Consider the following 20,592-nt stretch of genomic DNA (forward strand, 5'->3'; position numbering starts at 1 on the left):
ATCTGGCGACTAATGTGCGCATGGGCGCAGATCTACGCAGGTGAGGAGAGGCCACGTGGCCAAACGGGAGAAGGGCGGCTTCTGGGTCGGTGTCGCCGCGGCGATCGTCTACCCGATGTCGTTCGTGCTGGGCAGGCACCGGATCCTGCACAAGGACCGCATCCCGCGCCAAGGTGCGGCCCTGCTCGTGATGAACCACATCTCGCACCTCGACCCGTGCTACGACGCCGTGTTCGTGCACCGCAGCTACCGGGTGCCGCACTTCCTCGCCAAGCACAGCCTGTGGAACGTGCCGGTCATGGGCTCGATCCTCAAGGGCGCGAAGCAGATCCCGGTCTACCGCGGCACCTCCGACGCCCAGCAGAGCCTGCGGGCGGCGCACGAGGCGCTGGAGAACGGCCAGGTGGTGGTGATCTACCCGGAGGGCACGATCACCAGGGACCCCGACGGCTGGCCCGCGAACTCGCGCACCGGCGTGGCGCGGCTGGCGCTGCAGCACGACGGCCCGGTCATCCCGGTCGCCCGCTGGGGCACCCTCGACCTCTACAACCACTACCAGCGCAAGTTCCGGCCGTTCCCGCGCAAGACGATCACCCACCTCGTCGGCGAGCCGGTCGACCTGTCCGCCTACCGCGGCAAGGAGGAGACGCTGCCGTTGCTGCGGGAGGTCACCGACCTGCTGATGGGCAGCGTCAAGGACCGCCTCGCCGAGATCCGCCAGGAGCAGGCGCCGGCGGGCTTCTACGGACCGAGGAAGGCCTGACATGGCAATCGAACGTGTCGCGGTGCTCGGCGCCGGTTCGTGGGGCACGACCTTCGCGAAGGTCGTCGCCGACTCCGGTCCCGAGGTCGTGCTGTGGGCGCGCCGGCAGCAGGTGGCCGACGAGATCACCGAGACCCGCGTGAACTCCGGTTACCTGCCGGGCATCTCGCTGCCCGCGAACCTGGCGGCGACCGCGGACCCGGCCAAGGCGCTCGACGGTGCCGACGCGGTGGTGCTGGCCACGCCGTCGCAGACGCTGCGGGTGAACCTGTCGGCGTGGAAGGAGCTGCTGCCGCCGGACGCGACGCTCGTGTCGCTGTCCAAGGGCGTGGAGCTGGGCACGCTCAAGCGGATGAGCGAGGTGATCAGCGAGGTCGCCGGTGCCGACCCCGCGCAGGTCGCCGTCGTGTCCGGACCGAACCTGGCCAAGGAGATCGCCGTCGGGCAGCCGACCGCGACCGTCATCGCGTGCACCGACCACGACCGCGCGGTCGACCTGCAGCACGCGTGCTCGAACTCGTACTTCCGCCCGTACACCAACACCGACGTGATCGGCTGCGAGCTCGGCGGGGCGTGCAAGAACGTCATCGCGCTGGCGTGCGGCATGGCGGCGGGCCTGGGCTACGGCGACAACACGATGGCGTCGATCATCACCCGCGGGCTCGCCGAGACCGCGCGGCTCGGTGCGGCGCTGGGCGCGGACCCGCTGACCTTCGCCGGGCTGGCCGGGCTGGGCGACCTGGTGGCGACCTGCGCGTCGCCGTTGTCGCGCAACCGGACCTTCGGCGAGCGGCTGGGCAAGGGCGAGACGCTGGAGCAGGCCCAGGAGGCCGCGCACGGCCAGGTCGCCGAGGGCGTGAAGTCGTGCTCGTCGATCCGCGAGCTGGCCCGCGCGAACGGCGTCGACATGCCGATCACCGAAGGCGTGCACATGGTGTGCCACGACGGGCTGAGCGCGCGTGACCTCGGTGCCGCACTGCTGGGACGAGACAGGAAGCACGAGCGCCAGTGAACGAGACCTTCGGTGACGGCACGCGCGTCGTGCACGCGGTGCAGGGTTCCCCCGGCGAACCGTTCGGCGCGCAGCCGGTGTTCGCGTCGGCGTACCACCTCGGTGGCGACGACTTCTACGGTCGCGTCAGCAACCCGACCTGGCGGGCGCTGGAGAACGCGCTCGGGTCGCTGGAGGGCGGGGAGTGCGTCATCTTCCCGTCCGGCATGGCCGCGATCATGACGTTGCTGCGCACCGTGCTGTCCGCGGGGGACACGCTGGCGGTGCCGTCGGACGGCTACTTCCTCACCAGGCGCGTGGTGTCCGAAATGGACGTCAACGTCGTCGAGGTGCCCACGGCCGGGCCGTACCCGTCGTTCGAGGGCGTCACGCTCGTGCTGCTGGAGACGCCGTCGAACCCCGGTCTCGACGTGTGCGACATCGCGGAGCTGGCCGCCGCGGCGCACGCGGCGGGCGCGCTGCTGGCCGTGGACAACACGACGGCGACCCCGCTGGGGCAGCGGCCGCTGGAGCTGGGCGCGGACGTCGTGGTGGCGTCGGACTCCAAGGCGGTGTCCGGGCACAGCGACGTCCTCTTCGGACACGTGACGCTCGCCTCCGCCGAGCTGGCCGAGAGGGTGCGGACCGCGCGGACGTCGAACGGTGCCATCCCCGGACCGTTCGAGACGTGGCTCGCGCTGCGCGGCCTGGCGACGCTCGACCTGCGGCTCGCGCGGCAGGCGGAGAACGCGGCGGCGCTCCACGAACTGCTGAAGGGCCGTGTGAGGGGACTGCGGTGGCCGGGTGCGCCGGAGGACCCCGCGCACCCGGTGGCGGCGCGGCAGATGCGGCGGTTCAACGGCGTGCTCACGTTCGAGCTGGAGTCGGCGGAGGCGGTGGACGAGTTCCTGTCACGCCTTCGGGTGGTGTCGGCGGCGACGTCGTTCGGCGGCCTGCACTCCACGGCCGACCGGCGCGCCCAGTTCGGCGACCCCGTTTCCCCAGGTCTCGTGCGTTTCTCGGCTGGCTGTGAGGACACGCGGGACCTGGTCGCGGACGTGTCCCACGCGCTGGGACTGGATTGACGGGGGGTCCCGGCTCCGGGACCCTCTCCCACATGTCCTCCCGCGCTCTGTGTTGTACCTGGCGATAGTCCCGCGTCCTCTTTTCGCGCATTCGCCATGGTTAGGACAGTTCTTCCCATGTTCGCCGTTCCCGAGAACACCGTCGTGCTCCCCGAGAGCTCCGCGCTGCTGCACCCCGTCCGGGTGGCGCTGGCGGTCGCCGCCGACCGCTCCCGGTGGGCCCACCTGCTGCGCTACGACCCGGAGGAGCGCTTCTCGACGCTGGTGGAGAAGACCGCCGACCAGGAGATCTGGCTCATGAGCTGGCTCCCCGGTCAGACGGCCTCCCTGCACGACCACGCCGTGACCACCGGTGCGTTCACCGTGGTCAGCGGCGTGCTCACCGAGGTCGTGACGACGAAGATCCAGGTCGTGCACACGCTGCACACCGGTCAGTCGCGCGTGTGGGGCCCCGGCTACGTGCACCACGTGCGCAACGACGGCGTCGACCCGGCCGTGTCGGTCCACGTGTACCGGCACGGTTCGCGCGCCATGACCCCGTACCGCTACGACCCGGTCAACGGCCCCGTGCGCTGACGTGCGGCGGGACGGGCTTGTCCGTCTCGTGCGGCACCGGCGCGCCCCACGTCGTGACGAGCGGCATGTGCCCGCCCCACACCAGGTTCGCCGCCAGGTCCTCCGGGTCCTCGCCGGGTCCGCCGTCGCGCACCTTCACGCTGGCCTCGGTCAGGTCGAGCTCCAGCGCGACCGTCGCGGCCAGCTCCTTCCCGGTGGGCCGGCGCGCGTAGTCCCAGCTGCCAGGGGTGACGTGCTCGACGATGACCTTGAGCGCGTGCTCGGGGTCCTCGGCGACCCGCGCGGTGCCGTGGATGATCGCTGACCGGTAGTTCATCGAGTGGTGGAACACCGAGCGCGAGTAGACGACGCCGTCGACGAGCGTGACCGACACGCACACCGGCTTGCCCTCCAGCATGCTCCTGATGGACCGTGAGCCCGTCGAGCCGTGCAGGAAGATCCGGTTGCCGTCCCGCCCGTACGCGGTGGGGATGAGGAACGGGGCGCCGTCGACCTCCACGGCGAGGTGGCACACCAGTCCGGCGTCGAGGATGTCGTAGAGCACCCGGCGGTCTTCGACCGCTCTCTTCTTGCCGCGGACGACGGTGCTGCGCGGGGTGGGGGAGAGCTGCACGTCAGTGGTCATGCGCACCACTCTGACGGTCCAAGTGGCATCATTGAAGCGCCATTTTCGATCGATCTGAGAAGGCCACTTTGGTGGAGACCGCACTGCCCGTCGCCCTTGACCGCGAGTCGCCGGAGCCGCTCGCCGTGCAGCTGGCCGACGCCCTGCGCGCCGCGGCGTCCGAAGGCCGGTTGCGCGCGGGCGACCGCTTGCCGTCCACACGCGCGCTCGCCGAACGCCTCGGAGTGTCCCGCACGGTGACCGCCGCCGCCTACGACCAGCTGCACGCCGAGGGCTGGATCGCCGGCCGGCACGGTTCCGGCACCTACGTGACGACGACGCCGCCCGGCCCCATGCGCAAACGTTCGCGCAAGGCCGTCGTGCCCGCCATCACCGACTTCGTCGACCTCGGCACCGGCGCCCCCTGGGCCGGTGGCCTCGACCGCGCGGCCTGGCGCCGCGCCTGGCGGGCCGCCGCGGACGCACCCCCGCTGTCCCGCCCGGAACGCGCGGGCCTGCCCGAGTACCGCGAGGCCATCGCCGAGCACCTGCTGCGCCACCGCGGCCTGGCCGTGAACGCCGAACCCGTGCTCGCCACCGGCGGCACCACGGCCGTGCTCACCGAGATCGCGGTGGCGGTGCTGCACCGCGGCGACGCCGTGGCCGTGGAGGAACCCGGCTACCAGCGCGCGGTCGGCGTGTTCCGCGCGGCGGGCCTGAAGGTCGTCCCGGCCGCGGTCGACGCCGAGGGCCTGCTGCCCGGCGCCGTGCCCGCGGGCGTCCGCGCCGTCTACTGCTCGCCCGCCCACCAGTACCCGCTCGGCGGCCGCATGTCCGCCGGCCGCCGCGTGGCACTGGTCGAGCGCGCGCGCCGGGACGGATGGCTGGTCATCGAAGACGACTACGACGGCGAGCTCCGCTACGACGTGGCGCCGCTCCCGTCACTCGCGGCGCTGGCCCCGGACGTCGTCGTCCACCTCGGCACCACCAGCAAGATCCTCACCCCGACCCTGGGCGCCGGCTGGATGGTCGCCCCCGAGCACATCGCCACCGCGGTCCTCGAACACCGCGACCTCACCGGCACCAGTCCCGCCGCCGCGGGCCAGCGCGTGGTGGTCGAGCTCGCCCGCACCGGCGACCTCGGCCGCCACCTCCGCAAGCTCCGCCGCGAGCTCGCCGAACGCCGCGCCCTGATCGTCGACACCTTCGCCGGCGCGGGGATCGAGGTCCTCGGCGACGACGCGGGCGCGCACGTCGTGGTCCTGCTGCCGAACGCGGACGCGGAGCGCGAGGTGATGAAGCGGGCACTGGAACGCGGCCTGCGCGTGGACGGCCTGGCCCGCCACTTCGTGAACCGCGCCCGGTGGCACGGGCTGGCCATCGGGTACAGCGCCTGCTCGCGGGAACAGCTGATCAGCGCCCTGCCGGTGCTCACCGAACTGCTCAGCAGGGCCGGCTGACCGTCACGACCTCCCGGGCGTCGACGAACCCGAGCCGGTGGTTCACCCGGATCATGTGGACGTTGTCCGCGTTGGTCTGCGTCTCGACGAGCTCCAGTCCCGGCCGGTCGGCGAGCAGCCACCGCAGCATGTGCGCCTTGACCACCCGGCCGAGCCCGCGGCCGCGGTGCGCGGGCACCACCACCGTGTCCTCCTGGTACACCGAGGTCAGGTTCGACGGGTAGAGCGACATCTCGGTCAGCGCGACGACCTCGTCACCGTGCACGGCGACGACGATGCGCTGCTCAACACCCGCCGCCCTCGACAGCGCCTCCTTGGCGCGCACCTGCTCGGGCGTCCAGGCGGGAGCGACGAGCACGATGCCCTCCGCCGGGGCGTCCGCGATCGACTGCCTGGTCGTGGCGACCGACGCCAGCAGGTGCTCCGGCGTCGCGTTGGTCCACTGCTGCACGCGGTACCCGTCCGGCACCGGCACGTCCCACAGCGCGGGGTCGACGTCCGCGATCCTCAGCTCCTGCCACAGCCGGTGCGCACCCACCGTGAACCCGCGTGCGACCGCCCACTTCTCGCCCGCGCTGCCCCCGGGCACCCACAGGTTCTCGAACGTCTCCCTGTCCCTGGCGCACAGCTCGGCCAGCAACGCCTCCAGCACCTCGGTGCCGACGCCCTGCCCGCGGTGACGGGGGTGCACCTCGATCCCACCGGCGGCGATCTTGGCGTTCTCGTCCGGCGGCAACGCCACCGACGCCGCGGCCACCACCACCCCGTCCCGGACGGCGATGCGGTGGACGACCTCGCCGTGCTCCACGCGCGGGTTCCGCAGCCCGCGCGCGATCCGCTCCCCGTCCGGCACCGGCCCAGCGGGGTCGTCCACGGTCTGGGCCGCGATCCGCAGTGCGACGCAACCGTCCAGATCGTCGAGGTCGAGCGGTCTGATCTCCAGCACGGACGCCACGCTGACGGCCACCAACGTGTCATCAGGGGCAATCGCCCAAACGGGTAGGGTCGCCCGCATGACGCAGCGCAAGACGAGGGTGGCCGTGGTGTTCGGCGGCCGCAGCTCCGAGCACGAGGTCTCCTGCCAGTCCGCCAAGAGCGTGCTGCCGCACCTGGACCCCGACCGCTTCGAGGTGGTGCCGATCGGCATCACGCCGCAGGGGCAGTGGGCGCTCGGCACGGACCCGAGCGCGCTGGAGGCGGGCGCCGGCAACCTCCCGACGCTGCGCAACCGGACCGTCGTCGCGGTCGAGCCGGGGCAGGCGCTCGAAGGCGTCGACGTCGTCTTCCCGCTGCTGCACGGCGCGTGGGGCGAGGACGGCACGATCCAGGGCCTGCTGGAGCTGGGCGGCCTGCCGTACGTGGGGCCGGGCGTGTTCGCCAGCGCCGCCGCCATGGACAAGGTCTTCGCGAAGAAGCTGCTGCAGGCCGAGGGGCTGCCGGTCGGCACGTTCGTCGCGCTCGACCGCGCCGCCACCACGCTCACCCTCGACGAGCGCGAGCTGCTGGGACTGCCGGTGTTCGTGAAGCCGTCGCGCGCCGGCTCGTCGGTGGGCATCACGAAGATCAGCGACTGGGCCGACCTCGACGCCGCCGTCTTCGAGGCCCGTCAGCACGACCCGAAGGTCATCGTCGAGTCGGCGGTGCCGAACGCGCGGGAGATCGAGTGCGCGGTGCTCGAGTTCCCCGACGGCCGGGTCGAGGCGTCGCTGCCCGCCGAGCTGCGGCCGGTCGGCGAGGGCGTCGAGTGGTACGACTTCAACGCCAAGTACGTCGACGACTCCTACGAGTCCGACATCCCGGCGAAGCTCGACGACGACATCACCGCGCGGCTGCGCGAGATGGCCGTCACCGCGTTCAAGGCGCTCGACTGCCAGGGCCTGTCCAGGGTGGACTTCTTCCTCACCGAGGACGACCAGCTGATCATCAACGAGCTGAACACCATGCCCGGCTTCACGCCGATCTCCATGTACCCCAAGGCGTGGGCGGCGACCGGTGTGGACTTCGCCACGCTGTTGACCACGCTCGTGGAGACGGCGGTCGCGCGCGGGTCCGGCCTGCGCTAGGGCGAGGTCCTGACCGGCTGCTTCGGCAGCAGGTCGCGCACCGTCGTGGAGATGTCCTGCAACGGTCCGGTGCCCGCGTCGTCGGGCACCGTCAGCGCCACGTGCACGCCGCGGTCGACGACCACCCACGTCGAGGTGCCCGAGCCGGGCAGTTGCAGCCACTGCACGTCGGAGATCACCCGCAGCTGGGCCGACGGGGTCAGCTCGGCCGGCCGCGGCAGGCCGCAGCGCAGCACCACCGGGTCGTGCCGGGCGTCACCCCACGCGACGGCGCCGGCGGGTGCGGGCGTGGCGATCTCCCGGCGCGGCAGCATGTCCTTGCCGGACGGCAGGCCCACCGGCAGCTTCTCGACCAGCGAGGTGCACTGCGGTGAACCGGCGTCCGGCGCGTCGATCGAGACCAGCGCGAGCGGGCCCGACCGGCCGGGGACGTCCTCGACCTGGTTCCCCGTGCCCAGCACGAGGCCGAGCCCGGCGACACCGATGGCGAGGAGCACGGCGAGCCCGACCGCCAGGACGAGCGGCCGGGACAGCGCCGACGTGGATTCCTGCTGAGTCACCCGGCTATGACAACACGGGCTGGCTAGAGGTGGACCACCGGGCAGGTGAGCGTCCTGGTGATCCCCTCGACGTTCTGGATGCGCGCCACCACGAGCTGGCCGAGCTGGTCGACGGTGTCGGCCTCGGCGCGGACGATGACGTCGTACGGACCGGTGACGTCCTCGGCGGTGGCGACGCCGGTGATGCCGGAGATCTCGGAGGCGACTGCAGCGGCCTTGCCGACCTCGGTCTGGATGAGGATGTATGCATGCACCACGGCGTGCCCCTTCGTCGCGACAGGTTGGGTCGAGGTAGGAACGTGTCACGCAACGTACCCCAGTTGGGGTTCCGAATGCTCAGATTGGGAGGCAACTTTGCGTCCGGAGCCGCCGCACGACGCGGAGACGGTCGCCGACGTGGGTGAGTTCGATCTCATCCACCGGGTGACGACCGGTCGGGCGCAGCCTGAGACGACCGTCCTCGGTCCCGGTGACGACGCGGCCGTGGTGGCCGTGCCGGACGGGCGTGTCGTCGCGTCGATGGACGTGCTGGTCGAGGGTGTCCACTTCAGACTCGACTGGTCCAGTCCTGAGCAGGTGGGCCGAAAAGCAGCCGCGGTGAACCTCGCGGACGTCGTCGCGATGGGGGCGTTGCCGTCCGGTCTGCTCGTCGGCGTGGCGTGCCCGCCGGACACCCCCGCGGCGACGATCACCGGGATCATGGCGGGCCTGTGGGAGGAGGCGGCCAAGGCCGGCGCGGGCGTCGTCGGCGGCGACATGGTCAGCTCCGCCACGCTGGTGATCTCCATCACGGCCATGGGCGACATGAACGGGCTCGAGCCGGTCACGAGGTCGGGAGCGCTCGTCGGGGACGTCGTGGCGGTCACCGGACGGCTCGGCTGGGCGGCAGCGGGACTGGCCGTGCTGGGCCGCGGTTTCCGCTCCCCGGTCGGCATCGTCAACGCCCAGCGCACCCCGGAACCGCCCTACGAGGAGGGTCCCAGGGCCGCGGAGGCCGGCGCGACAGCGATGATCGACGTCTCCGACGGCCTGCTGCAGGACCTCGGCCACATCGCCGACTCGTCGGGCGTGGCGATCGACATCCGCACCGAGCTGCTGCCGCTGCACCCGCGCCTGCTGGACGTGGCGTCCGCGCTCGGCGGCGACGCGCGGCACTGGGCGCTGACCGGCGGGGAGGACCACGCGCTGGCCGCGACCTTCCCCGGTCCCAAGTCCGTGCCGGAGGGGTGGACCACGATCGGCACGGTCCGCGCGGGCAGCGGTGTCACGGTCGACGGCAGGGCGTACGAGAAACCCCCTGGCTGGGAGCACTGGCGCGCGTAGACTGCAGGTCGTGGAACTATGCACGCGCACGTATGACCATCCAGACTCGGTCAAGCTGATCGAGGACCTCCAGCAGGTCTTCGTCGAGCGCTACGGCGAGGAGGACGTGACGCCGGTCGACCCGGCCCAGTTCGCCGCTCCGCTCGGCTACTTCGTGGTCGGCTACCTCGACGGCACGCCCGTGGCGTGCGGCGGCTGGCGCGTGCACCAGGAGCTCGACGGCGCCGCCGAGATCAAGCGCATGTACGTCGCCGAGGCGCTGCGCGGCCGTGGCCTCTCCCGCCTCGTCCTCACGAACCTGGAGGACACCGCGCGCAAGGCCGGCCACAAGCAGATGGTGCTGGAAACCGGTACCCGCCAGCCCGAGGCCATCGGCCTGTACCTGGCCACCGGCTACGAGCGCATCGCGAACTTCGGCGTCTACCGCGACCACCCGGACAGCCGCTGCTACGGCAAGCCGTTGTAGGTTCGCCTCCATGGCCATCTACGCGCTCGGGGACTACACGCCGCAGATCCACCCGGACGCGTACGTGCACCCCGATGCCACGGTGATCGGTGACGTCCGGATCGGCGCGCATTCGTCGGTGTGGCCCCAGGCCGTTCTTCGCGGCGATTACGGCCGAATCGTGATCGACGAACGCACTTCGGTCCAGGACGGCACGGTGATCCATTGCACCGAGGTGCACCCCGTGCACATCGGCTCGGGGTGCGTCATCGGGCACAACGTCCACATCGAGGGCGCGACCGTCGCCGACGACTGCCTGATCGCGTCGGGATCGGTGGTGCTCAACGGTTCCATCGTGGAAAAGGGCGCGATCGTCGGCGCCGGTGCCGTGGTCTCGTTCGACGGCCACGTCCGCGAACGCACGATGGTGCTCGGAGTTCCCGCACGAGAACGGGCCGGTTATGTCGTGCCCGAACAGGCGTGGGCATTCATCGTCGACAAATACGTGCAGAACATCGCGGTGTACCGGGAGAACCTCCGGCGCCTGGATTGAGTGGGATAGGGTTCACAGTCGTGGCTCGTCCCCTCAACGAAGTTGTCGAAGCCGGTTGGGCTGAAGCTCTCGCCCCCGTCGCTGACCAGATCGCCGCCATGGGTGAGTTCCTGCGCGCGGAGGTCGCCGCCGGCCGCACCTACCTGCCCGCGGGCGAGAACGTGCTGCGCGCGTTCCAGCAGCCGTTCCACCAGGTGAAGGTGCTCATCGTCGGCCAGGACCCGTACCCGACACCCGGCCACGCGGTCGGCCTGTCGTTCTCCGTGGCACCCGACGTGCGGCCGATCCCCAAGTCGCTCATCAACATCTACAAGGAGTACGCGGAGGACCTGGGACACCCGATCCCGTCCAACGGTGACCTCACCCCGTGGGCGGAGCGGGGTGTGCTGCTGCTCAACAGGGCCCTCACCGTCCAGCCCGGCAAGGCGAACTCCCACCAGGGCAAGGGCTGGGAGGCCGTCACCGAGCAGGCGATCAAGGCGCTCGCCGCCCGTGAGGCGCCGCTGGTCTCGATCCTGTGGGGCCGCAACGCGCGCAACCTGCGCCCGCTGCTCGAACCGCTGCCCGCCATCGAGTCCGCGCACCCGTCACCGCTGTCCGCGCACTCCGGGTTCTTCGGCTCGAAGCCGTTCAGCCGCGCCAACGAGCTGCTGGAGAAGCAGGGCGCCGAGCCGATCGACTGGAAGCTGCCGTAACCCGTCGTCCCCCGCACGCTTCGCGCCGATGGCGGCGCGCGGGGGACGATCCCAGGCCGTTGCGCAGGACCCTGGAACGCGAGAAGAGCCCGGCCGGAGCCGGGCTCTTCTCGTAGATCACGAACTGTGGCGGGGTATCAGCCGCGCACGACCTTGCCCGCCTTCAGGCAGGAGGTGCACACGTTGATGCGCTGGCGCTGCGAGGCCGAAACCTTCGCGCGCACGGACTGGATGTTCGGGTTCCAGCGGCGGTTCGTCTTCCGCTGGGAGTGCGAAACCGAATGGCCGAAGCCCGGCCCCTTGCCACAGACGTCGCACACGGCAGCCACGTCAGCCACTCCTTCAGGTTCCTCAAGCGGTAAGTCTCGCGTCCCGGTGGGCGCGCAAGCGTGCACAAGCCTCAACCGGGCACGGCAACCCAGTCAGGGTAGCCGGTGGCCGCACCGGTGACCAAACCGGGTGGATACCCTCCCCGCCATGCAGGTCATGGATGCGGTCGCGGTGCGCAGGTGGGCGGACGCGTGCGTGCGGTCGCTGGACGCCAACCGGGCGTCGATCGACCAGATCAACGTCTTCCCAGTGCCCGACGGCGACACGGGCACCAACCTGCTGCACACGATGCAGTCGGCGCTCGACGCGTTGCTGCGCTCGCCCATGACGACCGTGGGGGACGCGCTGTCGGCACTGGCCCGCGGCGCGCTCGCCGGGGCCCGCGGCAACTCGGGCGTGATCCTGTCGCAGGTGCTCAGGGGCCTGGCGGAGACCGCGCAGGGCATCTCGGAGGTGTCCGGGGCCGCGCTGCGCAGGGCCCTGCAGCGGTCCGACGAGCTGGCCACCGCGGCGGTGTCCAAGCCCGTTCCCGGCACGGTCCTGTCGGTGCTGCACGCTGCCGCGGAAGCCGCCCGCGACTGCCCGTCCGACGAGCTCGACGAGGTGGTCGTGGCGGCCTCCCGCGCGAGTGCCGCCGCACTGGCCGACACCCCCCGCCAGCTCGCCGTCCTGGCCAAGGCCGGGGTGGTCGACGCCGGTGGCCGCGGGCTGGTTGTGTTGTTGGACACACTGGCCGCGGTGATCACCGGTCAGGCCGTCGAGACGCCCGTGGACGCGCCGCTGCTGCCGCGCACGCCCGAGTCGCTCACGACCGAGCGGGAGAGCGGCTCGTCGGAGTTCGAGTACGAGGTCATGTACCTGCTCGACGACACCTCCGAGAAGGCCGTGGACGAGCTGCGGGCCACGTTGACCGGGCTCGGCGACTGCGTGTCCGTCGTCGGCGACGGCGCTTCGCTGTGGACCGTGCACGTGCACTGCAACGACATCGGCGCGGCCATCGAGTCCGGTGTGCGCGCTGGGCGTCCACACCGCATCACGGTGGCGCGCTTCGCCGACCAGATCGCGGCGCAAGCCTCCCGGTTCGTGCGCGACCGGGCGATCGTGGTGGTCGTCAGCGGTGCCGTGGACCTGTTCCGCGCCGAGGGCGCCACCGTGTTCGACCTCGCATCTTCTTCGGCGACGCCCACGGACCTGTTGTCCGCCATCGTGTCGACGCGGGCACGTCACGTCGCCGTGCTGCCGGGGGACCCGGACATCCGCGAGGCGCTGGAAGAGGCCGTGGCGTACGCACAGGCCGCAGGACAGGACGTGGTGGTGGTGCCCACCCTGTCGCCGGTGCAGGCCCTCGCCGCGTTGGCCGTGCACGACGTCTCACGCCGGGCCGGTGACGACGTTGTCGCGATGGCCGAGGCCGCCGCCGCGACCCGCCGCGGCGAGCTCGCCATCGCCGCCGACGAGGCCATCACGTGGGTGGGCCGCTGCCAGCCCGGTGACCTGCTGGGCATGCTGGACGGCGAGGTCGTGCTGATCGAGCCCGGCCCGGCGGCCCCCGAGTCGCTGCTGGACCTGTCCTGCCGGCTGGTCGACCGCATGCTGTCCGGCGGCGGCGAGCTGGTGACCGTGCTGCTGGGAGCGGACGCCCCCGGCGGCCTGGTCGACGTGCTGGAGGACCACCTCCGCGTCACCCATCCGGAGGTCGAGGTGACCGCCTACCCCGGCGGCCAGCCGGACGCGGTGATTTTTGTCGGTGTCGAGTAGTTCAATGGGACGCGATGATCTCCTTCGACGACAAGCTGCAGCCGCTGCTCGGCAAGAAGTCCGCCGACGCGCTGGAGACCGGCCTCGGCCTCACGACGGTCGGTGACCTGCTGCGCCACTACCCGCGCCGCTACGACGAGCGCGGGCAGCTGACCGACATCAAATCGCTGGAAATCGACGAGCACGTCACCGTGCAGGCCGAGGTCCGCAAGTGCCAGAAGCGGCAGATGAAGGCGCGCCGCGGCCAGATGACCGAGGCCGTCATCACCGACGGCACCTCCGAGCTGCACCTGGTGTTCTTCGGCAAGCCGGCGTTCGTCGCGGAGAAGGAGCTGCTGCCGGGCACGAAGGCGTTGTTCGCGGGCAAGGTCGGCCGCTACCGGCAGAACCTCCAGCTGGTGCACCCGGCGTTCGAGGTCCTCACCCCGGAGTCGGACAGCTCCGCGTTCCTCCAGGCGTTCCTGCCGGTCTACCCGGCCTCGCAGCACATCAACACGTGGAACATCGCCAACTGCGTGAAGCAGCTGCTGGAGGTCTGGGACGGCGTGCCGGAGGACCCGCTGCCCGCCGACTTCCGCGCCGAGCACGGCCTGATCGGCCTGGAGGAGGCGCTCCGCGCGATCCACCGCCCGGAGAGCTGGGCGCAGATCTCCGTGGCGCAGCAGCGGTTGAAGTGGGACGAGGCCCTGGCCGTGCAGCTCGCACTGGCCCAGCGCCGCAAGTCCGCCACGGCCCGCCCGGCCCCCTCGTGCGCCCGCCGCTCCGGCGGCATTCTGGACGCGTTCGACGCGCGCCTGCCGTTCACGCTGACGGCGGGCCAGGTGGAGGTGGGCGAGCAGATCTCGTCCGACCTCGCCTCGGTCGTGCCGATGAACCGCCTGCTGCAGGGCGAGGTCGGGTCAGGGAAGACCATGGTCGCGCTGCGGGCAATGCTCCAGGCCGTTGACGCGGGCCGGCAGGCCGCCATGCTCGCCCCGACCGAGGTCCTCGCCGCCCAGCACGCCCGGTCGCTCGCGGAGATGCTCGGCGACCTCGCCCAGGCGGGCCAGCTCGGCGCCGCCGAGACCGCGACCCGCGTGACGCTGCTGACCGGCTCGATGAACACCGCCCAGCGCCGCCAGGCGTTGCTGGACATCGTGACCGGCGAGGCGGGCATCGTCGTGGGAACGCACGCGATCATCCAGGACAAGGTCGAGTTCCACTCGCTGGGCCTGGTCGTCGTCGACGAGCAGCACCGCTTCGGCGTGGAGCAGCGCGCGGCGCTGAGCGCCCGCGGCGAACGCGAGAACCCGCACGTCCTCGTCATGACCGCCACCCCGATCCCGCGCACCGTCGCCATGACCGTCTACGGCGACCTGGAGGTCTCGGCGCTGCGCGAGCTGCCCGGCGGCCGTTCGCCGATCAAGACGTCCGTGGTCCCCGTCCGCGAGAAGCCGGCGTGGCTCGACCGCGCCTTCGCCCGCATCCGCGAGGAGGTGGCGGCGGGCCACCAGGCCTACTTCGTCTGCCCGCGCATCGGTGACGGCGACGACGAGCCCAAGGGCCCCGACGACGAGGGCAAGCGCCCCGCACTGTCCGTTGTGGACGTGGCGAACACCCTGGTCGCCGGCCCGTTGAAGGGCCTGCGCGTCGAGATCCTGCACGGCCGCATGCCCCCGGACGAGAAGGCCGCCGTGATGCGCGCCTTCTCCGCGAACGAGGTCCACGTCCTCGTCGCCACCACGGTCATCGAGGTCGGCGTGAACGTGCCGAACGCGACCGTCATGGCGATCATGGACGCGGACCGGTTCGGCGTCTCCCAGCTGCACCAGCTGCGGGGTCGCGTGGGCCGTGGTTCCGCGCCGGGCCTGTGCCTGCTGGTGACCGAGATGCCGGAGATGACGGCCACCATGGAACGCCTGCGGGCGGTCGAGTCCACGCTGGACGGCTTCGAGCTGGCTCAGCTCGACCTGGAGCTGCGGCGGGAGGGCGACATCCTCGGCGCGGCGCAGTCCGGCAAGCGGTCCGGGCTGAAGATGCTGTCGCTGCTGCGGGACGAGGACGTCATCGCCGACGCCCGTGCCGCGGCCCAGGTGGTGGTCGACGCCGATCCGGACCTGGCCGCACATCCGGGGCTGGCGGGGATGGTGACGACGCTGCTGACGGACGAACGGGCGGAGTTCCTGGAGAAGGCCTGACGGGCGGCGGACCGCTGACGCCTTCTGCTCGCCTCGCGCGGCCCCATGCGGTCGTCGTGGACCGGCGGCACACCGCCGACGCCCTGCTCGACGCGCACGGCAACGAGCGCACGTGCGTCACCAGCCGGGGAACGGGTCCGTAGCCCCCGTTCCCCCGGCTGACTCAGCTCTGCGGTCGCTGCTTGGGGAACTGCTCGGTCTTCGGCTCGGAGTCCAGCGAACCGCCGGCCTTCGAGCCACCGGCCTTCGAGCCACCGGCCTTCGGAGCGGTGGCCTTCGGGGCGGCGGCCTCCGCGGCAGCGTCGGAGTCGACCTCGGAGGACGGCAGGGGCTTCAGCGCCGTCATCGCCGCCTCGACCGCGGCCTGGGCCGCGTTGAACTGGGTGGTCAGGTTGTCGTGGGCGGCACGCAGGGCGGCCTCGCGCTCGGCGGCGTGGGCGGCGCGCTGGTCGGCGTCGGCCTTCAGACGCGTCACCGTCTCCTCCGCCTCGCGGACCAGGCCGGTGGCCTTCTCCTGCGCGACGCTCACCAGGCCCACGGCCTTCTCGTCGGCCTCGCGCACGGTCGTCGCGGCGCGGGACTCGGCCTCGGAGACCAGGGCCGCTGCCTTGGTCTCGGCGTCGCCCACGAGGGTCGTCGCCTTCGACTCGGCGTCGTCTACCAGCGCGGTGGCCGCCGCCGTGGCCTCGGACGTGGTCTTCTCGACCCGCGCGAGCGCGTCGGCCTCCAGGTCGGCGATGGCCTTCTCGGTCTCGGTCCGCTTGCTCTTGAGCTCCTCGTCGAGCTTCCGCAGCGCCTCGACGCGGGCGGTCTCGGCCTCGGTGGCGATGCGGTCGGCCTCGGCGCGGGCGTCGGCGAGGACCTTCTGGTGCTCGGCGGTCAGCTTCGCCTTGAGGCCGTCGTACTCCTTGTCGAGCTCGTCGTGGTAGGCCTTGTACTTCTGGTCCAGCTCGACGCGGCGGGCGTCCAGGTCGGCGGACTTGCGGTCGAAGTCGGCCGTCACGCGCTCGCCGGCGGCGCGGACCTCGGCGACCAGCGCCTCGTGCTCGGCGGTGAGCTTCGTGCGCAGCGCCTCGAACTCGGCCTCCAGCTCGGAGCGGCGTTCGGCGAACTGCTTCTCCAGCTCCGTCGTGCGCTGCTGGTGGGCGACCTCGAGCTGCTTGCGGCGGGCCTCGGTCTCGGCGAGCAGGCGCTGGTGGTGCTCGCGCTGCTCGGCGGCGTGCTTGTCGGCCTCGGCGCGGGTCGCGTTCGCCGCGTCCAGCGCGCCCTTGCGGATGTCCGCGATCTCTTCCTCGGCCAGCGTCATCATCACGCGCACGCGCTCGGTGACGTTGGAGGCGTCCACCGGCCGGTTGGCGAGGTTGTGCAGCTGCATCTTGGTCTTGTCGAGGTCGGCGCGCAGCGTGTTCAGCAGCTTCGTCAGCTCCGCCACCTGCGCCGCCGCCGCGTCGCGCGACCTGTTCGAGTTCTTGAGGTCGAACTCCAAGCGGGTGACCCGCTCGTTCACCTGTCGCTGGTTGTAACCACGGAGGACAACGTCGAAATGCGGTGTGCGGGCAGTAGGCTGCCCGGCTCCATCAGCCCCGGCCATATGGCTCACCCTACCGAGATTGTGACCATGATCGTCACTCGATCCGGTCAAACCCACTACCGGCAGGAGTCCGACCGGGTGGCGGGTGTCCGCGCCACGCTCAAACCGCGAGAATCCTCACGGGGCAAGACCGATCAGGATGACACCCATCACGTGAGACAGTCCTCCCAACAGGCAAGAGTCGCACGGTAACGTGCCTGAACTGACCGTCGAGCAACTCCGGGAGGGCAACGGATGTTCCGCAAGGTTCTTGTCGCCAACCGCGGCGAGATCGCGATTCGCGCGTTCCGAGCCGCCTACGAACTGGGCGCGGGAACGGTCGCCGTTTTCCCTCACGAGGACCGCAACTCGCTGCACCGCCTGAAGGCGGACGAGTCGTACGAGATCGGTGAACCCGGTCACCCGGTGCGCGCCTACCTCTCGGTCGAGGAGGTCATCAAGGCCGCGCGCAAGGCGGGTGCCGACGCGATCTACCCCGGCTACGGCTTCCTGTCGGAGAACCCCGAGCTCGCGATGGCCTGCCGCGAGGCGGGTCTCACGTTCATCGGTCCGGTCGCCGAGGTCCTGGAGCTGACCGGCAACAAGGCGCGCGCCATCGCGGCCGCCCGCGAGGCCGGTCTGCCGGTGCTGGAGTCGAGCGCGCCGTCCTCCGACGTCGACGAGCTGCTCGAAGCGTCGAAGACGATGCGCTTCCCGGTCTTCGTGAAGGCCGTCGCCGGTGGCGGTGGCCGCGGCATGCGCAAGGTCGACGACCCGGCGGCGCTGCGCGAGGCACTGGAGGCCGCCTCCCGCGAGGCCGAGTCGGCGTTCGGCGACCCGACGGTGTTCCTGGAGCAGGCCGTCGTCGAGCCGCGCCACATCGAGGTGCAGATCCTCGCCGACGGCCAGGGCAACGTGATCCACCTCTTCGAGCGCGACTGCTCGGTGCAGCGGCGCCACCAGAAGGTCATCGAGATCGCGCCCGCGCCGAACCTGGCGCCCGAGCTGCGCGACCGCATCTGCAACGACGCCGTGAAGTTCGCGCGGCACATCGGCTACCGCAACGCGGGCACCGTGGAGTTCCTGCTCGACCCCCAGGGCAACTACGTCTTCATCGAGATGAACCCGCGCATCCAGGTCGAGCACACGGTCACCGAGGAGGTGACCGACGTCGACCTCGTGCAGTCGCAGATGCGCATCGCCTCCGGTGAGACGCTGGAGGACCTGGGCCTGTCCCAGGACACCGTCCAGCTGCGCGGCGCCGCGCTGCAGTGCCGCATCACCACCGAGGACCCCGCCAACGGGTTCCGCCCGGACACCGGCACGATCAGCGCCTACCGCTCGCCGGGTGGTTCCGGCATCCGCCTCGACGGCGGCACGGCGGGCGCGGGCATGGCGATCAGCCCGCACTTCGACTCGATGCTCGTGAAGCTCACCTGCCGCGGCCGCACCTTCTCGCTCGCCGTCGCCCGCGCGCGCCGCGCGATCGCGGAGTTCCGCATCCGCGGCGTGTCCACGAACATCCCGTTCATCCAGGCCGTGCTGGACGAGCCGGACTTCTTCGAGGGCCGCGTCACCACGTCGTTCATCGAGAAGCGCCCGCACCTGCTGACGGCGCGCCACTCGGCCGACCGCGGCACGCGCCTGCTCACCTACCTCGCCGACGTCACGGTCAACCACCCCAACGGCACCCGCCCCACGGCGGTCGACCCGCGGGAGAAGCTGCCGGCCGTCGACCTCGGCGCCGAGCCGCCCGCCGGGTCCAAGCAGAAGCTCACCGAGCTCGGCCCCGAGGGCTTCGCGCGGTGGCTGCGGGAGAGCAGGGCCGTCGGCGTCACCGACACGACGTTCCGCGACGCCCACCAGTCGCTGCTCGCGACCCGCGTGCGCACCAAGGACCTGCTCGCCGTCGCGCCGCACGTGGCGCGCATGACGCCGGAGCTGCTGTCGCTGGAGTGCTGGGGCGGCGCGACCTACGACGTGGCGCTGCGGTTCCTCGCGGAGGACCCGTGGGAGCGGCTCGCTGCGCTGCGCGAGGCGGTGCCGAACATCAACCTGCAGATGCTGCTGCGCGGCCGCAACACGGTCGGCTACACGCCGTACCCGGAGGCCGTGACCAAGGCGTTCGTGCAGGAGGCCACGAACACCGGCATCGACATCTTCCGGATCTTCGACGCCCTCAACGACGTCGAGCAGATGCGCCCGGCGATCGAGGCCGTGCGCGAGACCGGGACGGCCGTGGCCGAGGTCGCGCTCTGCTACACGAGCGACCTGTCCAACCCGGACGAGCGGCTGTACACGCTGGACTACTACCTCAAGCTGGCCGAGCAGATCGTCGGCGCGGGCGCGCACGTGCTGTGCGTCAAGGACATGGCGGGCCTGCTGCGGGCACCGGCCGCGTCCCGGCTGATCACCGCGCTGCGCAAGGAGTTCGACCTCCCGGTCCACCTCCACACGCACGACACGGCGGGCGGCCAGCTCGCGACGTACCTCGCGGCGGTCCAGGCCGGTGTGGACGCGATCGACGGCGCCACCGCGTCGATGGCGGGCACGACCTCGCAGCCGCCGCTGTCGTCGATCGTGGCGCTGACCGACCACACCGAGCACTCCACCGGCCTCGACCTGCAGAACGTCTGCGACCTGGAGCCGTACTGGGAGTCGGTGCGCAAGATCTACGCGCCGTTCGAGTCCGGCATCCCCGGCCCGACCGGTCGCGTCTACCACCACGAGATCCCCGGTGGTCAGCTCTCGAACCTCCGCACCCAGGCCGTCGCGCTGGGCCTCGGGGAGAAGTTCGAGGAGATCGAGTCGATGTACGCCGCGGCCGACCGGATGCTCGGGCACCTGGTGAAGGTGACGCCGTCGTCGAAGGTCGTCGGCGACCTCGCGCTGCACCTCGTGGGCGCCGGTGTCGAGCCGGAGGAGTTCGAGGAGAACCCCGGCAAGTTCGACATCCCCGCCTCGGTGATCGGCTTCCTGCACGGCGAGCTGGGCGACCCGCCCGGCGGCTGGCCGGAGCCGTTCCGCACGAAGGCGCTGGAGGGCCGGTCAGCCCCGAAGCCGGTCGAGGAGCTCTCGCCGGAGGACGAGGCGGGACTCGCGGACGACCGCCGTGCCACGCTGAACCGGCTGCTGTTCCCCGCGCCCACGCGGGAGTTCCTGACCCACCGCGAGGCTTACGGCGACACGTCGGTGCTGCGCTCCAAGGACTTCTTCTACGGCCTGCGCCCCGGTGAGGAGTACTCCGTCGACCTGGAGCCGGGCGTCCGCCTGCTGATCGGCCTGGAGGCGATCTCCGAGGCCGACGCGCGCGGCATCCGCACGGTCATGGCGACCCTGAACGGCCAGCTCCGCCCGATCCAGGTGCGCGACCGCTCGGTGGCCGCCGACGTCCCGGCGGCGGAGAAGGCCGACCGCGGCAACCCCAACCACGTGGCGGCCCCGTTCGCCGGCGTGGTGACGGCCGCCGTGGAGGAGGGCGACTCGGTCGAGGCCGGGCAGACCGTCGCGACGATCGAGGCCATGAAGATGGAGGCCGCGATCACCGCACCGAAGGCGGGTGTGGTGCAGCGCCTGGCGGTGCGCGGCGCCCAGCAGGTGGAGGGCGGCGACCTCCTGATCGTCCTGGAGTGATCTTCG

Annotated in this window: 19 protein-coding genes; 13 read left to right on the forward strand and 6 right to left on the reverse strand. The window is 71.6% G+C overall.

The features are described 5' to 3' along the window. Positions 1-55 precede the first annotated feature (55 nt). The 4 genes from ACZ7CH_RS28890 to ACZ7CH_RS28905 all read left to right on the forward strand — a co-directional run bounded on the left by ACZ7CH_RS28890 (position 56) and on the right by ACZ7CH_RS28905 (position 3,415). Positions 56-763, forward strand: coding sequence for a lysophospholipid acyltransferase family protein (locus ACZ7CH_RS28890; protein WP_360391176.1), 708 nt, complete (start codon positions 56-58; stop codon positions 761-763). Between the two features lies 1 nt (position 764). Next, positions 765-1,775, forward strand: coding sequence for an NAD(P)H-dependent glycerol-3-phosphate dehydrogenase (locus ACZ7CH_RS28895; RefSeq protein ID WP_360391173.1), 1,011 nt, complete (start codon positions 765-767; stop codon positions 1,773-1,775). Next, on the forward strand, positions 1,772-2,839 hold the full coding sequence (locus ACZ7CH_RS28900; RefSeq protein WP_360391170.1) for a cystathionine gamma-lyase: 1,068 nt from the start codon (positions 1,772-1,774) through the stop codon (positions 2,837-2,839). Before ACZ7CH_RS28895 ends, ACZ7CH_RS28900 begins: the two co-directional genes overlap by 4 nt. Before the next feature lie 117 nt (positions 2,840-2,956). Further along, positions 2,957-3,415 carry a cysteine dioxygenase gene (locus tag ACZ7CH_RS28905; protein ID WP_360391168.1) on the forward strand — a complete coding sequence of 153 codons (459 nt, stop codon included), beginning with the start codon at positions 2,957-2,959 and terminating at the stop codon, positions 3,413-3,415. Here the strand turns inward: ACZ7CH_RS28905 and ACZ7CH_RS28910 are convergent. Beyond that, entirely contained in the window at positions 3,396-4,040 is a 645-nt protein-coding gene (locus tag ACZ7CH_RS28910; RefSeq protein ID WP_458430580.1) for a pyridoxamine 5'-phosphate oxidase family protein, read from the reverse strand. The genes ACZ7CH_RS28905 and ACZ7CH_RS28910 overlap by 20 nt on opposite strands. Before the next feature lie 71 nt (positions 4,041-4,111). Here ACZ7CH_RS28910 and pdxR point away from each other — a divergent pair, with 71 nt between their 5' ends. After that, positions 4,112-5,479 (forward strand): MocR-like pyridoxine biosynthesis transcription factor PdxR, encoded by a 1,368-nt coding sequence (pdxR, locus tag ACZ7CH_RS28915; RefSeq protein WP_470370803.1) that lies wholly within the window; start codon positions 4,112-4,114, stop codon positions 5,477-5,479. Here the strand turns inward: pdxR and ACZ7CH_RS28920 are convergent. Next, a complete protein-coding gene (locus ACZ7CH_RS28920) occupies positions 5,463-6,425 on the reverse strand; it encodes a GNAT family N-acetyltransferase (RefSeq protein WP_470375401.1) in 963 nt (320 codons plus the stop codon). The two genes, pdxR and ACZ7CH_RS28920, sit on opposite strands and share 17 nt — an antisense overlap. Before the next feature lie 67 nt (positions 6,426-6,492). On the opposite strand from ACZ7CH_RS28920, the gene ACZ7CH_RS28925 reads away from it, so the two are divergent. Then, the gene (locus ACZ7CH_RS28925) at positions 6,493-7,542 is read left to right on the forward strand and encodes a D-alanine--D-alanine ligase family protein (protein ID WP_458430583.1); all 1,050 of its coding nucleotides are present in this window, start codon (positions 6,493-6,495) and stop codon (positions 7,540-7,542) included. On the opposite strand, the gene ACZ7CH_RS28930 is transcribed toward ACZ7CH_RS28925, so the two are convergent. Together ACZ7CH_RS28930 and ACZ7CH_RS28935 are read right to left on the reverse strand one after the other, a co-directional pair. Then, positions 7,539-8,102: a DUF3515 domain-containing protein gene (locus tag ACZ7CH_RS28930; protein WP_360391155.1), complete on the reverse strand. Its 564-nt coding sequence runs from the start codon at positions 8,100-8,102 to the stop codon at positions 7,539-7,541. The genes ACZ7CH_RS28925 and ACZ7CH_RS28930 overlap by 4 nt on opposite strands. A gap of 23 nt (positions 8,103-8,125) precedes the next feature. Further along, complete coding sequence (locus ACZ7CH_RS28935) at positions 8,126-8,359, reverse strand: Lrp/AsnC ligand binding domain-containing protein (RefSeq protein ID WP_053736927.1); 234 nt, start codon at positions 8,357-8,359, stop codon at positions 8,126-8,128. A 97-nt stretch (positions 8,360-8,456) separates the two neighbouring features. Between ACZ7CH_RS28935 and ACZ7CH_RS28940 the strand changes: the two genes are divergently transcribed. From ACZ7CH_RS28940 to ACZ7CH_RS28955, 4 genes are read left to right on the forward strand one after another with little or no spacing between them, the layout of a single operon-like run. After that, positions 8,457-9,425: a thiamine-phosphate kinase gene (locus ACZ7CH_RS28940; RefSeq protein WP_360391152.1), complete on the forward strand. Its 969-nt coding sequence runs from the start codon at positions 8,457-8,459 to the stop codon at positions 9,423-9,425. Positions 9,426-9,435: 10 nt separating this feature from the next. Further along, positions 9,436-9,891: a GNAT family N-acetyltransferase gene (locus ACZ7CH_RS28945; RefSeq protein ID WP_360391149.1), complete on the forward strand. Its 456-nt coding sequence runs from the start codon at positions 9,436-9,438 to the stop codon at positions 9,889-9,891. Positions 9,892-9,901: 10 nt separating this feature from the next. Then, complete coding sequence (locus ACZ7CH_RS28950) at positions 9,902-10,423, forward strand: gamma carbonic anhydrase family protein (RefSeq protein WP_360391146.1); 522 nt, start codon at positions 9,902-9,904, stop codon at positions 10,421-10,423. 5 nt (positions 10,424-10,428) lie between these two features. Continuing rightward, complete coding sequence (locus ACZ7CH_RS28955; RefSeq protein ID WP_360391509.1) at positions 10,429-11,118, forward strand: uracil-DNA glycosylase; 690 nt, start codon at positions 10,429-10,431, stop codon at positions 11,116-11,118. Between the two features lie 137 nt (positions 11,119-11,255). Here the strand turns inward: ACZ7CH_RS28955 and rpmB are convergent, their stop codons facing one another. Next, complete coding sequence (rpmB, locus tag ACZ7CH_RS28960) at positions 11,256-11,447, reverse strand: 50S ribosomal protein L28 (protein ID WP_030467945.1); 192 nt, start codon at positions 11,445-11,447, stop codon at positions 11,256-11,258. 148 nt (positions 11,448-11,595) lie between these two features. On the opposite strand from rpmB, the gene ACZ7CH_RS28965 reads away from it, so the two are divergent. Then, entirely contained in the window at positions 11,596-13,206 is a 1,611-nt protein-coding gene (locus ACZ7CH_RS28965) for a DAK2 domain-containing protein (RefSeq protein WP_470375402.1), read from the forward strand. Positions 13,207-13,220: 14 nt separating this feature from the next. Next, entirely contained in the window at positions 13,221-15,383 is a 2,163-nt protein-coding gene (gene recG / locus ACZ7CH_RS28970) for an ATP-dependent DNA helicase RecG (protein ID WP_470375403.1), read from the forward strand. A 163-nt stretch (positions 15,384-15,546) separates the two neighbouring features. Here the strand turns inward: recG and ACZ7CH_RS28975 are convergent, their stop codons facing one another. After that, positions 15,547-16,890: a hypothetical protein gene (locus ACZ7CH_RS28975; protein WP_470375404.1), complete on the reverse strand. Its 1,344-nt coding sequence runs from the start codon at positions 16,888-16,890 to the stop codon at positions 15,547-15,549. Positions 16,891-17,208: 318 nt separating this feature from the next. On the opposite strand from ACZ7CH_RS28975, the gene ACZ7CH_RS28980 reads away from it, so the two are divergent. Beyond that, positions 17,209-20,586: a pyruvate carboxylase gene (locus tag ACZ7CH_RS28980; protein ID WP_458430586.1), complete on the forward strand. Its 3,378-nt coding sequence runs from the start codon at positions 17,209-17,211 to the stop codon at positions 20,584-20,586. Positions 20,587-20,592 lie beyond the last annotated feature (6 nt).

The sequence above is a fragment of the Lentzea sp. NPDC037011 genome (assembly GCF_055607425.1).